The sequence below is a fragment of the Microbacterium sp. DMC48 genome (assembly GCF_056313825.1).
Genome location: NZ_JBQUZN010000003.1, coordinates 822603 through 837375 on the forward strand (window position 1 = coordinate 822603; position 14773 = coordinate 837375).

7 protein-coding genes are annotated in these 14773 nt (G+C 69.2%); 1 reads left to right on the forward strand and 6 read right to left on the reverse strand.

Annotation, left to right across the window (positions count from 1 at the left end; all coding sequences use genetic code 11):
* Window positions 1-39: 39 nt before the first annotated feature.
* The 4 genes from ACT53O_RS03785 to ACT53O_RS03800 all read right to left on the reverse strand — a co-directional run bounded on the left by ACT53O_RS03785 (window position 40) and on the right by ACT53O_RS03800 (window position 10331).
* A complete protein-coding gene (locus ACT53O_RS03785) occupies window positions 40-6135 on the reverse strand; it encodes an Ig-like domain-containing protein (RefSeq protein WP_476151381.1) in 6096 nt (2031 codons plus the stop codon).
* A 158-nt stretch (window positions 6136-6293) separates the two neighbouring features.
* Window positions 6294-8642, reverse strand: a complete 2349-nt coding sequence (locus ACT53O_RS03790; protein ID WP_476151382.1) for an ATP-binding cassette domain-containing protein — start codon at window positions 8640-8642, stop codon at window positions 6294-6296.
* A gap of 60 nt (window positions 8643-8702) precedes the next feature.
* Window positions 8703-9281, reverse strand: a complete 579-nt coding sequence (locus tag ACT53O_RS03795) for a DNA-3-methyladenine glycosylase I (RefSeq protein WP_476151383.1) — start codon at window positions 9279-9281, stop codon at window positions 8703-8705.
* A gap of 9 nt (window positions 9282-9290) precedes the next feature.
* Window positions 9291-10331 carry an epimerase gene (locus ACT53O_RS03800; RefSeq protein WP_476151533.1) on the reverse strand — a complete coding sequence of 347 codons (1041 nt, stop codon included), beginning with the start codon at window positions 10329-10331 and terminating at the stop codon, window positions 9291-9293.
* 41 nt (window positions 10332-10372) lie between these two features.
* On the opposite strand from ACT53O_RS03800, the gene ACT53O_RS03805 reads away from it, so the two are divergent.
* Window positions 10373-10972, forward strand: a complete 600-nt coding sequence (locus ACT53O_RS03805) for a DUF4166 domain-containing protein (protein ID WP_244295728.1) — start codon at window positions 10373-10375, stop codon at window positions 10970-10972.
* A gap of 24 nt (window positions 10973-10996) precedes the next feature.
* Here ACT53O_RS03805 and ACT53O_RS03810 read toward each other — a convergent pair whose 3' ends face one another.
* The gene (locus tag ACT53O_RS03810; protein ID WP_036319123.1) at window positions 10997-13102 is read right to left on the reverse strand and encodes an acyl-CoA dehydrogenase family protein; all 2106 of its coding nucleotides are present in this window, start codon (window positions 13100-13102) and stop codon (window positions 10997-10999) included.
* Window positions 13103-13269: 167 nt separating this feature from the next.
* On the reverse strand, window positions 13270-14751 hold the full coding sequence (locus ACT53O_RS03815; RefSeq protein WP_476151384.1) for an MFS transporter: 1482 nt from the start codon (window positions 14749-14751) through the stop codon (window positions 13270-13272).
* Window positions 14752-14773 lie beyond the last annotated feature (22 nt).

The window sequence follows — 14773 nt, forward strand, 5'->3', positions numbered from 1 at the left end:
CGTTCGTTCCTTGCTGTCGGATTCTGAAGAGGGAGGCGTTCATCCTCGTGGCCACCAGGACTTCTCCGTATCGACGGAGCCACCCCAACCGAGGATGTCGACGTAGACGTTGTAGCCGTCCGCACCGAGGTAGCAGGTGAGTTCCTGGCTGCCGCTGCCGTTGAAGTTGACGGGGTTGTCATACGAGCCCACGCGGCCGCCGTCGCGGTAGCACCGCACGTCCTTCGTCCCGATGTCGAGGTTCTGCCAGTTGACGACGAAGTGGTAGCAGCCGTTGTTGCAGCCCGCGGGTTCGAAGTTGCCGCGCGTGACCCACACCCGAGGCTGCGGGGGCGGCGGGGCATCGACCGTGCGTGCCGAGTCGGACGCCGTGGTGGTCTGGCCGGCCGCGCTCGTGCGGACCTCGATGCTGTGCGTCTCGCTGTAGCCGTAGCCGCGCGTGATCGAGCCGCTCGCGTCACGGCTGACGAGGCCGCCGTCGATGTACACCTCGGTGCCGATGTCGCGCCCGTTGCGGGACGGCGACGACCACGAGTACGTGATGTTCGTCCCGGATGCCGAGGCGTTCGCTGACGGGTTGCCGATCGGCCCGTAGGGCGACACGGCGTTCGAGTCGTTGGAGGCCCCACTGGCGTAGGTGCTGCCGTCGACGGTCGAGACGGCGCGCACGCGGATCGTGTACGTGCCGTTGTTGTTGACCTGGCCGTTGCCGATCGTGCCGGCGCCGTTGGTGCCGCCGCCGACCCAGTCGCCGCGCCAGCCGCCGCCGTTCACGGAGTACTGGTACTGGATCTCGTTCGCGTTCGCGCCGTTGCCGGAACCGGCCTGCCACGAGACATCGACCGTGTTGTTGCCCTCTCGGGCTGCGACACCCGTCGGCGCCGCCGGAGCGGTGACGCCGCGACGCGGGGCGGACTGCGGGCTGCGGTCGCCCCAGCCGGCCTTGTTCTGTGCCCGGACGTCGAACGTGTAGTCCGTCGTGGACGTGTCGACCTTGACGGCCTGGCTCGTCTGGCTGCCCGAGACCGGGATGGTGTTCACCACGGAGCCGCCGCGCAGGACCCGCAGCTCGTACCCGGAGATCGCGTCGCCGTTGTTGGCGGGCGCCTTCCAGTCGACCTGGATCTGAGCCTGCGAGCCCACCGGCGAGAGGAGCGTCGTCGTGGGCGCGGCGGGCGCGTCCGGCTTTCCGGCCGGCACCATCGACGCCGACCAGGGGCTGAACTCGCTCGGATCCGGCGCCTTGTTGTGGGCGCGCACGCGCACCTGGTACGACGCCCCGTTCTCGAGGCCGTCCCAGACGATCGAGGTTCCGGTGACGCCCGTCTTCTGCACGATGCCCGACGGCGGCGCCGGCGAGATCTCCAGCGTGTACGACGTGACCGGCGAGCCCTCCGAGCGCGGCGGAACCCACGACACGGTGAGGCTGCGGTCGCCGAACTGCAGCGTCGGCGGCGCGGGGGTGTCGGGGCGCACGTCGGGGCGTGCGGTCTCCGACGGCAGCGACGGGTCGGACGTGCCGACCTTGTTGCTGGCCGTGACCACGAAGTTGTACTCGACGTTGTTGGTGAGCCCGTCCAGGGTGCACGTGGTCGACGCGCACTGCTTCATGTAGTTGTTCGCCGTCGACGTGACGGTGTACCCGGTGATCGGCGACCCGTTGTCGGTCGGCGGGGTCCACGAGAGCACGACCGTGCGGCTCTGGATGCTGGAGACGACGGGGCGACCCGGGGCATCCGGCTTTCCCTGCACCGTGATGCGGATGCGTCCCTCGACCGCGCGGTCGGGGTCTCCGGTCGCGTCCATCACGCGGTAGCGCGCGATGACGGTGCCGACGAACGATTTGTCGCTGGTGACCTCCACCCGGTCGCCCTTGACGGCGACCTGGGCCTGCCCGGTCTCCAGCACCGCGTTCTCGATCTTGAGTGGGGTGTCGGGGAACGGGTTGACGTCGTTGGCGAGCACGGGCACCGATTCGGTCGAACCCTGGGCCGACTCGGCGATGACGTCGTCGTTGGCGCTGGCCAGCGGCCGCGTCGACGCGGTGACGGTGATCGAGATCGTCGCTTCCGCCGGCGTCGTGGTGCCGTCGTCGGCGGTGACCGTCAGGTCGGCGCGCGTGCCCTTCTTCGTGGATGCCGCGGCCGACACCTTCAGCTGTGTGCCGTCGACCGAGGCGGTGAGTCCGTCGGGCGTGGAGCCCTTGATCGCGAAATTCAGCTTGCCCTGATCGCCGGGGTCGGGATCCGTCGCGAGCGCCGCGAGGTCGAGCACGGTGGCATCCTCACCGGGCGCGACGTTCATGGAGGCGCCGAGCATCGTCGGCGACTGGTTGTCGGGCGGCAGAACCGTGATCGGGATCGTGAGCGTGGCCTTGCGCCCGGTCGGGTCGTCGGGACCGTCGCCGTCGGTGACCTCGAACGTCAGCGCGTCGGCACCGAAGTAGCGGTCGGCCGAGGTGTAGACGAGCGTCTGCTGGTCCTTGATGAGGTTCGCGCCGTTGGCGTGCACCGCCGACACCTTGGCGGCCTCGGTGATCACGACGCTCTTGCCACCGGCCGCGCGCACGTACTGCGACAGCGGAAGATCGATGGTCTCGCCGCTCTTGACCTCGACGGGTTTGGTGGAGATGAGACTCGGCGGCAGCTCCGACAGCGCCGGCACCCGGATGAACGCAGAGTCGGTGAGACCGTCAGGGTCGGTGACCGTGTACGTGATGAGCTGGCGCTGGTCGGTGACCTGCACCCGCACGGTGCCGTCCGCGCCCACGCGGGCGTTGTCCCCGCCCGCACCGAGGGTCACCGTGAGATCGCTCTTCGTGCCGTCGGGATCGTCGTCGTTCTCGAGCACCGCCACATCGGCCGTGGTGCCGTCCTTGACGTCCTCGGCGCGCACGCGGTCGTCGCGGGCGATGGGACGCTCGAGCGGAACGTTCGGGTCGACGGTGATCTGCACGCTGGTCGAGGCCCGCGCGCCGCGCGAGTCGGTGATCGCGTACTGCAGCGACGTGTTCATCTGCTCGTTCGGAGCCGTGATGAGCAGATACTTCCCGCTGACGCGCGCCTTCAGGCCGGGGACGTTCGGCGGCAGCGTCACCGGGTCGTCCTGGGCGAAACCGAACTCGTCGCCGTCGGGGTCGGAGTCGTTGGCGAGGACCGGCACCGCGACCTCGCGTCCCGGGCGGATCGTCACCGTGTCGCGCACCGCGTAGGGCGCCTGGTTCACGGATGCCGCGGGTGCGATTCCGACCTGCACGGTGGCCGTGGCGTCCTTGCCGAGGCTGTCGCGCACCCGGTAGGAGAACCGGTCGACGCCCGCGGAGTCGCCGAACGCCTCGTAGGTGAACGAGTTCGCCCCGGTCTCGACGATGCGCCCCTTCTTCGGCGCGTCGGCGATGCCGACCAGCTCGACCGAGTCACCGTCCTGGTCGATGCCGTCCAGCGGCACGGGGATCGTGACGGTCGAACCGCTCAGCGTGCGCGCGGTGAGATCGCGCGGCTTCGGCGCGGAGTTGGCTTCGTCATTGCGCGGCAGGATCTGGATCGTGACGTACCCCGCGTCGCGCTGACCGGTCGAGTCGACGGCTTCATACGTGACGTAGACGGTCTTCGGGGTGTTGCCGGCACGGAAGCGGACCTTGTCCTCGGAGACGAAGGCCTCGCCGTCGGCGGGGTCGACCAGCGGTGGCACGAGATCGGGAGCGACGTGCATCGTGTCGCCGTTGGGGTGGTAGTCGTTCGCCAGCACGGGGATGGTGACGGTGTCGCCGACGCGCACGACGGCCTGGTCGTCGTTGGCGACCGGCGGGCGCAGCTTCGCGGGCGGCGGCACCGGGATCACGACGATCTCGCCCTCGGCCGTGCGCGAGCCGTTGGAGATCGTGTACCCGACGCGCACCTGCTTGCTGAGTGAGCCGATGTCGCTGATGCGCACGGTCTCATGGCCCAGCACCGCAGCGGCGACGCCGGAGCCGGGGACGGAGCTGACCGACTGCACCACGAGGATGCCCCCGGCGGGATCGGTGTCGTTGGACAGCACGTTGACGAGCACGTCGCCGCCGACGGGCAGCAGAGCCACGTCGCGCACCGCGACGGGTGGCAGGTCCTCGTTGGATGCCGGGAGCACATCGATGCGGACGAGACCCGGAACGGAGTTGGGGCCGGCCGATACGAGGTACTGCGGATAGTACGTGCCGGGGCTGGAGGCCGTGAACGTGAAGGTCTTGTTCGCGAAGTCGGGGACGATCGTCGCGCCGGGCACCTCGTCGACGCGGGTGAGGCGCAAGGGCTCACTGCCGGAGCTCGTGTCGTTCGTGAGCGGAGAGACCGTCACCGTGCGTCCGACCTGTGTGACGACGTGGTCGGAGTTGGTCACCGGGACGGTCGTGCCGAGCGGGCGGATGTCGTAGCGCGCGATGCCGGCGCCGTCCGCCGTGCCGTCCGACACGACGATCGGCACGTCCTTGCGCCCCTGGACGCCGCCGATCGCGCGGTACGTGATCTGCCCATCCGGCGTGAAGTCCGCCTCGTCGCCGCCGTCGGCGGCGACGTCCTTGAGGAAGATGTCATCGCCGTCGGGGTCGATCCAGTCCGACAGCACGTTGTACGAGGCCGTGCCACCCGACTCGACGGTGATCGGCGTGGTGCGCTTCTGCACCGGCGCCGCGTTCACATCGAACGGGTGCACCGTCACCGTGACCGTCGCGGTGGCTTCGCCGCCACGACCGTCTTCCACGGTGTAGCGGAAACTCGTGGAACCGGTCGCGCCCTCGGGAGCGGTGAACTGCAGCGCCGCGCCGTTGTTGATCGGCTCGACGCTGCCGAATGCGGGGGTCGAGGCGGGTGCGGCGACGAGGACGTCGCCGTCGGCATCGGTGTCGTTGTCCAGGACCGGAAGCACCGTCGTGCGGCCGGGGCGCACCCCGTACTGATCGTCCTGAGCGATCGGCGGGGTGTTCTGGTCGGTGCGCTCGGGGAGCGTGGTCTGCACGGTCTCCTCGGTCGTCTTCTCCTCGTCATCGCCGTCGCCCTCAGGCGGCGTGATGTCCTGCCAGTTGTCGACGCGCTGCATCGAGTCCGAGGCCATCCACGCGGCACCGCCGAAAACGTCGTTGAGCACGACGACGTCGCGGTTGACCCGGAAGCGCAGCACGCTCGTCGCCTCGACGCCGGGAACATCCCGCGCGGCGTCGTCGGCGTCGCCGGGACAGTCGCGGACGAACCGTCCGCTGCCCGACCAGGCGCCGTACGCGCAGCCGGCCACAGAGACCGGCTCGGCGGGCGTGCCCTTCGAGCCGCCGGCCTCGATCGTCTGGGGATCGCCGCCCCCCGTGGGGATGCGCACCAGCGACGTCGGCGTTGCGAGGGTCACGGCGTCGGCCGTGCCCGACGGTTGCTGGAGCACGGCGTCGCCCGGCACCTGCACGCGCAGCCCGTCGCCGCCGTAGAGCGTGTTGGTGTCGTGGTCGAGCACATACGGCGTGGTGCCGACGACGGTCAAGGAGAGCTTGTGGTCGGCCGTCACACCGGGAAGATCGCGCGACGACTTCTGCACCGTCGTGCCGTCGTCTCCCTGTCCGTACGAACGGACGGCGGCCTCCGACGCTGAGGCCGCGTACACCGTGCCGTCGACGCCGACGGCGACCTTCGCATTCTTGCCCTCGTCGGCGACGGGTTCGGTGCCCTGGGCGCCGATACCGCTGATGGCCGTGAACGGGCTGGTCCAGAGTGCTCCCGTGGGCTCGATGACCGCGACGGTGTCCGCGCCCATCGCGACGGCGGCCCCGGGCTTGAGCTCGGCGGAGTCCGACATGATGACGCGGGCGGGATCGACGGCAGTGATCGACGACGCCGTCGAGTCGACGACGAGCACACGGGTGCCGCTCTGCAGGATGTCGTAGTCGGACGTACCGGCACGCAGGCCCCCGTCGAGCACGCGCGAGGAGTGGTTGAAGTGGCCGATCAGCAGGCTGGACTGCTTCGTGACCCACACACCGCCGTCATTGAGGTCGACCTCGGTGGTCGGCTTGCCCTCGTACGACACCGCGAAAAAGCCGACCACGAGAGCGGCCGCGGTGACCGCGGCGGTCGAAATCAGCGTACGCGGACGCGCGCGAAGCCACGCAAAGGACTTCATTGTGGGCTCGGCTCCCCTCCGGGCTCGTATTCATTTGCGTGGCGTCGGGACCTGTTGCTGAAGCAGGCGCACACGTCGTGCAGACCCGGATAGCCTACGTCACGAAATCAACGGCTGCGTGCCCTTGCACATGGGGAGAACTACCCACTATTGGATCGTCATGCTCCGACGTAGGTAGCCAGATGACGAGCCGTGAGCGTCTCACCCGTGGCGACCAGGTCCTCAGGTGTTCCCGCGAACACGACTCGACCACCCTCGCGACCGGCGCCCGGACCGACGTCGATGATCCAATCGGCGTGCGCCATGACCGCCTGGTGGTGCTCGATCGCGATCACCGAGTTGCCGGCATCCACGAGACGATCCAGCAACGCGAGCAGGTTGTCGACGTCGGCGAGGTGCAGGCCGGTCGTCGGCTCGTCGAGAACGTACACGGCGCCGGGCTTGGCCATCGCGATCGCGAGCTTCAGACGCTGCCGCTCGCCGCCTGACAGCGAGGAGAGCGACTGGCCCAGCGTCGTGTAGCCCAGCCCGACGTCGATCATCCGTCGCAGGACCGCGTGGGCCGGCCCCGTGCCGACGAAGGGGGCAGCCTCGTCGGCCGACATCGCCAGCACCTCCGCGATCGTCTTGCCCTGCCACCGGTACTCGAGCACGGTGTCGCTGAACCCGCTGCCGCCGCACAGCTCGCAGCGGGTCTCGACACTCTGTGTGAACCCGAGATTGGTGATGATGACACCGAGGCCTCGACACGCGGGGCAGGCGCCTTCGGAGTTGGCGCTGAACAATCCGGGCTTGACGCCGTTCGCCTTCGCGAACGCGGTGCGGATCGCATCCAGCACACCGGTGTAGGTCGCCGGACTCGAACGGCGCGAGCCTTTGATGGCCGTCTGGTCGACGACGACGACGTCGTCGAACGCCGGCAGGCTGCCGTGGATGAGCGACGACTTGCCCGATCCCGCGACTCCCGTGACGACGGTGAGGATGCCGAGAGGCACGTCGACGTCCACGGAACGCAGGTTGTGCAGACTTGCGCCGCGGATCTGGAGTGCGCCGCGCGCCGTGCGCGTCGCGGGCTTGAGTCGCGCACGGTGATCGAGGTGGGTGCCGGTGAGCGTTCCCGAGGCACGAAGCCCCGCGACGTCGCCCTCGTACACGATGCGTCCACCGGCGCGGCCCGCACCGGGTCCGAGGTCGACGACGTGGTCGGCGATGGCGACGACCTCGGGCTTGTGCTCGACGACGAGAACCGTGTTGCCCTTGTCACGCAGGAGCAGGAGCAGGTCGTTCATCCGCTGGATGTCGTGCGGGTGCAGGCCCGTGGTGGGTTCGTCGAAGACGTACGTGACATCGGTGAGACTCGAGCCGAGGTGGCGGATCATCTTGGTCCGCTGGGCCTCGCCTCCCGACAGTGTGCCGCTGGCGCGATCGAGCGACAGGTAGCCGAGGCCGATCGCGACGAAGGAGTCGAGCGTCTGACGCAGGCCCGCGACGAGCGGGGCCACCGAGGCATCGGTGATGGAGGCGACCCACTCCGCGAGCTCGGTGATCTGCATGGCCGCCGCGTCCGCGATGCTGACCCCGGCGATGGTCGACGACCGGGCTCCGTCATTGAGGCGCGTGCCGCCGCAGGCGGTGCACGGCATGAACTTCACCGCACGATCGACGAAACTGCGCACGTGCGGCTGGAGACTGTCGCGATCCTTCTGCAGGATCGACTTCGTGATCTTGAGGATGAGTCCTTCGTAGGTCATGTTGATGCCGGCGACCTTGACCTTCGTCTGCTCCTTGTAGAGCAGGTCGTTCAGCTGCGTCGCGGTGAACTGCGCGACGGGCTCGTCGGGCGGGAAGAAACCGGACTCGCTGTACCCCTTCACCATCCAACCGTCGGGCGTGTAGCCGGGCACGCGAATGGCTCCGTCGCGCAGAGACAGCGAGCGGTCGAGCACCTCGTCGATGTCGATCTCGCTCGCCTGCCCCAGGCCCTCGCACGCCGGGCACATCCCGCCCGTGATCTCGAATCGGCGGTGCTGCGTCGTGGACGCGGCCGCCGCGACCGTGAGGGATCCCGATCCGGACGCGGATGGCACGTTGAAGGAGAACGCCTGCGGCGAACCGATGTGCGGATGGCCGATGCGGCTGTACAGCACCCGCAGCATCGCGTGGACATCGGTCGCCGTCCCGACGGTCGAGCGTGCGTTCGCGCCCATGCGCTCCTGGTCGACGACGATCGCCGGACTGATGTTCTCGAGCGCGTCGACCTCGGGACGGTTCACCTGGCCCATGAACTGCTGCACGAACGTCGGATAGGTCTCGTTGATCAGCCGCTGCGACTCGGCCGCGATGGTCCCGAAGACGAGACTCGACTTGCCCGAGCCGCTGACGCCGGTGAAGACCGTGAGCCGACGCTTCGGGATCTCCACGTCGACGCCCTGCAGGTTGTTCTCGCGTGCGCCCACGACGCGAATGAGGCCGTGGGAGTCGGCGACGTGTTCGGATGCCGGTGTCATGGCGACAGTCTGCCGCGAGGGTGCGACGTCGCACAGTCCCGCGTCGACCCGCTCGCGCGTTCACACCGCGCGATGACACCCCGCGAGGTGATCGTCGACCATCCCGGCCGACTGCATGAGTGCGTACATCGTCGTCGATCCCACGAAGCGGAAGCCGGCGGCACGCAGCGCCTTCGAGAGCGCATCGGATGCCGCCGTCACGGCCGGCACGTCGGCGAACGCGACCGGACGCTCGCCCTCGGCCCGCACCGGCGGCGCGAACGACCACATGAGATCGTCGAGCGCACCCGTCTCCATCTCCCGCACCAGTCGGGCGTTGCCGATGGTCGCGAGGATCTTCGCGCGGTTGCGCACGATCCCGGCATCCGCCATCAGCCGCTCGACATCGTCCTCGTCGAACTCCGCGACCACGGCGGGCTGGAAGTTTGCGAACACCTCGCGGAAGCGGGGGCGCTTCCGCAGGATCGTGATCCACGACAGCCCCGCCTGGAAGCCCTCGAGGCTCATCTTCTCGAAGAGGGCGCGGTCGCCGTGCAGGGGACGACCCCATTCCTCGTCGTGATAGCGCCGGTACTCCGGGTCGTCGCCCACCCAGCCACACCGGAGCAGGCCGTCCGGGCCTTCGCGCAGATCATCCACCCGGTCAGGCTAACCGCGGGCGCCGACATCCCCGGCGACGCCGGCGCGGGCGCCGCGCGGGGCGGCTGATGCGAGACTCGCTCGCAGCGCCTCCTCCAAGTCACGGTGCGCGAAGACGAACCCGGCCGCGGTCAGCCGCTCGGGGACGACCCAGCGGCTCTTCAGCACGAGCTCCGGCTCGGTGCGCAGCAGCCACATCGCCGGCTCCAGCATCCAGCGGAAGGCGGGCACCCCGAAGGGAGCGCCGACGATGCGCCGCAGTGTGCGCATGAGCGTGCGGTTGTCGGAGGCCTGCGGCGCGACGACGTTGACGACGCCGGCCAGCTCGTCACGCTCGATCAGAAAGTGCATCGCGGCCACGACGTCGTCGATGTGCACCCAGCTGAAGCGCTGGCGTCCGCGGGTGCGGTGGTGCGGCGCGCGACCATCGCCGCTCGGATGCGGCCCGATGCCGCGGTAGCGGCGGTGCTGCAGCCACCAGCCGTCGCGCTGAGATCCGCCGAGGCCGAGACGGGCGAGCGTCGTCAGCATCCGGGTGGCGGGGCCGTCGCCCAGCACGATCGCCATCCGCATCGCGACACGGCGCGTCTGCGGAAGCTCTCCCGCGAAAAGCTCGTGCTCCCACGCCCGCGCCACGTCGACGGAGAATCCCGTGCCGAGCTCACCGGCACGCTCGGTGTGCGGGGCATCGGTGCGGTGCCGGTAGATCGTGGCGGTGGACGCGTTCAGCCACACGGCCGGAGGCGACGACGCCGCCGCGATCGCCGTCCGCAGGGCGCGCGTCGTCTCGATGCGTGAGCGCAGGATCTCGTCGCGGTTGCGGTCGGTGTAGCGGCAGTTGACCGACTTCCCCGCCAAGTTCACGACGACCTCGGCTCCCTCGACGGCTCTGACGAGTGCGGCGGCGTCGTTCCAGGCCACGCCGGTGGTGCGACCGACGACCGTGACCTCGTCGCCACGAGCGCGCAACGACGCGACGACGGCCCTCCCGATGAAGCCCGACGCCCCGGCGACGACGACGCGCCGCCGTGTCTGCTCGTGCACCGGCATCCCCTTTCTGAACGTGTTCAAAACAAGATACCCTCGGAGGCATGAGCGCGTCCAGTGACACGTCGGTCTATCAGAAGGTGCTCGGTCTGCGCTTCGCCGACCTCGACCCACGCCTACGCGTCTACTTCGGACCGATCCCCCCGGGCGCGGTCGGCGCCGGCGAGGGCACCTTCGAGGTCGCCGGAGCGAGGATCGCGCTCCTGCGCCCCGTCTTCGTCGTCCTGGCATGGCGACGCGTGCTGTTTCCCGAGAACGAGCAGGAGGTGCCGTTCTCGGTACGCAACGAGCGCGGGCCCGACGGGACCCTGCGCGCCGTCCGCACCTTCCGGTTTCGCAGACGCGAGCGCGTCATGCTCGACAGCATGCAGGCCGTCGAGGGCGCGATCGTCGACCGGCTCGGGCGACGGGGAGGGTTGGAGGTGCGCCTCGCTGCCGCCGTGATCGATGGCGGCCTTCGGCTGCGCTCGGATCGGCTCGCCTGGCGGATCGCCGGCCGGCGCATCCCCCTGCCGCCGTTCGCCCAGGTCGTCGTCGATGAACGGATCACCGACGGCCTGCAGCGAGTGGATGCCGTCGTGCGCCTGCGCGGAATCGGCACGGCGTTCCGCTACCGCGGCAGCTTCACCTACGAACTCCGGTGAGGAGCGCACCCTCCGCGGCGCCACCTACTTCTTCTTGAGCGACTTCTCCGAGACGGGCGCCTCGCCGGCGGCGGCGAGATCGGCGTAGTAGGCCCGCGCCTCGCGCTGGCGCTCCTGCTCGGCACCGGAGGCGATGGGCGCGCGGACGTGCTCAGGCTCGAAGGCGAACGCGTCGACGAGATCCTGCGCGTGCGGACGCAGCCGCAGCAGCAGGCGGTCGATGTACTTCGAGACGGATGCCGCGCGCTGTGCCGACAGTCGGCCGTTGATGAGGTACCAGGCGAGGTGCTTCTCGATGAGGTGCAGACCGAACAGGTCGCGCAGCCACCCCAGCACCTGCGCCGTGCCGGGATCGGAGATGCCGGCGATGCCGTCGCTGAATGCCTCCCACTGCAGCAGCTCGCCGTGTGCCCGCGCCGCCTCGATCAGCTCGGCCTGATTGGCATTGAAGATCGCCGCTGCCTCGGCGGGCGATGCCTTGGATGCCGGGCGCAGCCGCCCGGCGATGTCTTCGATCATCTGCCGCACGCGCTCCGCGAGCAGCTCGTGCTGCTGCTCGGCCCGCAGCCCGAGCTCGACCGAGCGGGCGGTGGAGCCGAAGTCGGTGACGGCCTGACCGAGCTGGCGCAGCCCCGCCCCGTGGAACACCTTGCCGGCGGTCTGCTTCGCGGCGAAGGACGCGAGCTTCGCGGCATCCGCGCCCTTGAACTGCTTCGCGAAGTCGTTGAGCAGGCGCTTGCCGACCAGCTGGAGCAGGACGTTGTTGTCGCCCTCGAAGGTGACGTAGACGTCGAGGTCGTGGTGCAGCCCGACGAGACGGTTGTCGGCCATGAAGCCCGAGCCTCCGCAGGCCTCGCGGCATTCCTGGATGGTGTCGAGAGCGTTCCACGTGGACAGCGGCTTCAGCGCGGCGGCGAGGGTCTCGAGGTTCTCGCGCTCGTCGGGGGTGTCGGTGCGTCCGCTGAAGACGCCGTCGAAGGTGCGCAGCAGCTCGTCGTTCGCGAAGAACTGCGCGTACACCTGCGCCAGTCGGGGCAGCAGGCGCCGCTGGTGCTTGCCGTAATCCAGCAGCACCACCTCGTCGCTGCCCGACCCTGAGTCGAACTGGCGACGCTGACCGGCGTAGGTGATCGCGATGTGCAGCGCGAGCGCGGTCGCGGTCGTCGCCGCGCCGTCGAGCGAGACCCGGCCCTGCACGAGCGCGCCGAGCATGGTGAAGAAGCGGCGCCCGGGGCTCGGGATGTCGGAGCTGTAGGTGCCGTCGGCGGCGACGTCGCCGTAGCGGTTCAGGAGGTTGAATCTCGGGACGCGAACGTGGTCGAACGCCAGCCGTCCGTTGTCGATGCCGTTGAGCCCGCCCTTGACGCCGTCGTCCTCGCTCTGCACGCCCGGCAGCATGTTGCCCTCGTCGTCGCGGATGGGGACGAAGAAGCAGTGCACGCCGTAGTTGACGCCCCCGGTGATGAGCTGGGCGAACACGGTCGCGGCCCGACCGTGCACGGCGGCGTTGCCGAGGTAGTCCTTCCACGCGCCGCGGAACGGCGTGTTGATGACGAACTCCTCGGTCTCCGGGTCGTAGGTGGCGGTCGTGCCGATGGCGGCGACGTCGGAGCCGTGTCCGATCTCGGTCATCGCGAACGCCCCCGGCAGCGTCAGTTCGATGACATCGCGCAGCCACGCATCGTGGTGCTTCTCGGTTCCGAGCTGGTAGATCGCGGAGCCGAACAGGCCCCACTGCACACCCGACTTGATCTGCAGCGACGGGTCGGCCAGAACGAGCTCCATGAATCCGGCGAGGTTCGCGCCGTTGTCCTCGAGGCCGCCGTACTTCTTCGGGAACGCGCGCCGCGACCCGTTGTTGTCGACGAGGGTCTGCAGCTGGCCGAACACGCGTTCGCGGTGGTCGGCGACCGAGAGCCCCTCGATCTTCCAGAGCGCCGGGTCCTTGATCATCTCGCGGGCCTCGCGTCGGGTCTGCGCCCACGTTCCCAGCAGCAGATCGGTGACCGTGTCGACGTGGATGCGCGGCTCGTGGGCCTCTGCGGCGGTGTGCGCAGCGGTCGGGGCTCCGCCGGCGGGCGTTCGCGTGTTCGTGGCGGGCTTCTTCGGACGGACGGCGGCGTCGGTCATCGGCGTACCTTTCGACAGCGGACAGGAAGACTCACGCTCGACGCTAGGAGCGCGCCGGGCACCTCGCAAAACGCTTGCGCGCTGCCCACAAAGCGGCGCGCCTCAGCGGCATTCTCACCTGTATGAGACCCACACCCACGTTTGGTGAGACTGAGTTCCACCGGGTTTCACCGCGTCGGCCCTCCGTCGCCCGCACGGACCGCACCGTCGGGACCCTCGACGAGCGACAGGGGGTCGGCGATGTCCTCGAGCGACTTGCCGGCCGCGCTGATGCCGAACACACCCGCGATCACACCGCCGAACATCATCACCGCGGCGCCCAGCACGTACCCCCAGAACAGCGGTCCGCGATCGGTGCCGTCGCCGACCATCGCGCCGTAGAGCCCGGGGGCGACCGCGCCGACGAGCTGCCCGATCGAGAAGACGTACGAGATCACCTGGCTGCGAAGCTCCAGCGGGAAGATCTCGCTCACCGTGAGGTAGGCCGCGGAAGCACCCGCCGACGCGAAGAAGAACGAGGCGCACCAGAACGCGGTGTGCGTGGCCGCGTTGAGCACGCCCGCGTTGAAGAGGAAGGCGCTCACCAGCAGGATGAGCCCGGCGAGCACGTACGTGCCGAACAGCATCCGGCGCCGCCCCCACGTGTCGAAGAAGTGGCCGAGCAGCAGCGCGCCCGACAGGTTGCCGACGGCGAAGACGATGAAGTACGTGGATGCCGCGGCGGGAGGCGTGTCGTAGAAGTTCTCGAGCACGAGCGCGTAGGTGAAGAAGATCGCGTTGTAGAGGAACGACTGCGTGACCATCATCGTCACGCCCACCAGCGTGCGACGCGGGTACTTCTGGAAGAGCACCTTCGCGATCGTGAGGAACGGCACCCGGCCGTACTCCTTGACGACGATCGCCTTGGACTCGTCGACGGGAGGCAGATCCTTACCCTCGCGGCGGATGCGCTCCTCGATGCCGTCGACCGTGCGCTCCGCGGCATCCTCCTGCCCGTGCGTCATCTGCCAGCGCGGGCTCTCGGGGATGTGGCGACGCAGCCAGATGATCAAGAGACCCAGGAGCGGTCCGAGGAAGAAGCTGAGCCGCCAGCCGATGTCCTGCGGAAGGATGTCGGCGTTGAGGAAGAACACGTTCGCCACGGCGCCGAGGGCCGCCCCACCCCAGTAGGTGCCGTTGATCGCGATGTCGACCCGGCCGCGGTACTTCGACGGGATGATCTCGTCGATCGCCGAGTTGATCGCCGCGTACTCCCCGCCGATGCCGGCTCCCGCGATGAAGCGGAAGACGTAGAAGAACCACGGCGCGAAGGCGAGCCCGGCCATGGCGCTGCCGACGAGGTAGATCGCGAGCGAGAGGATGAACAGCTTCTTGCGCCCGAGCCGGTCAGTCAGCCGACCGAAGACGAGGGCGCCGGTGACCTGTCCGAGCAGGTAGAACGTGCCCGCAAGGCCGACCTGGAACGAGTCCATCCCGAGGGTCTGGGCGTACCCGTTGGCCGCGACGATCTGCACCTCGAGGCCGTCGAGCACCCACGAGAAGCCGAGGCCGACGACGATCATCCAGTGGAAACGGGCCCAGGGCAGCCGATCCATCCGCGCGGGCACGAGCGAACGCACCTCTTTGACCTGCATCTTCGACGACGCCATCGCAGTTCCTCTCCGGCGCGCG

Coding starts and splice junctions, on each gene's coding strand:
- ACT53O_RS03785 (WP_476151381.1), bottom strand. CDS start 6,135: ATGAAGTCCTTTGCGTGGCTTCGCGCGCGTCCGCGTACGCTGATTTCG.
- ACT53O_RS03790 (WP_476151382.1), bottom strand. CDS start 8,642: ATGACACCGGCATCCGAACACGTCGCCGACTCCCACGGCCTCATTCGC.
- ACT53O_RS03800 (WP_476151533.1), bottom strand. CDS start 10,331: ATGCCGGTGCACGAGCAGACACGGCGGCGCGTCGTCGTCGCCGGGGCG.
- ACT53O_RS03805 (WP_244295728.1), top strand. CDS start 10,373: ATGAGCGCGTCCAGTGACACGTCGGTCTATCAGAAGGTGCTCGGTCTG.
- ACT53O_RS03810 (WP_036319123.1), bottom strand. CDS start 13,102: ATGACCGACGCCGCCGTCCGTCCGAAGAAGCCCGCCACGAACACGCGA.
- ACT53O_RS03815 (WP_476151384.1), bottom strand. CDS start 14,751: ATGGCGTCGTCGAAGATGCAGGTCAAAGAGGTGCGTTCGCTCGTGCCC.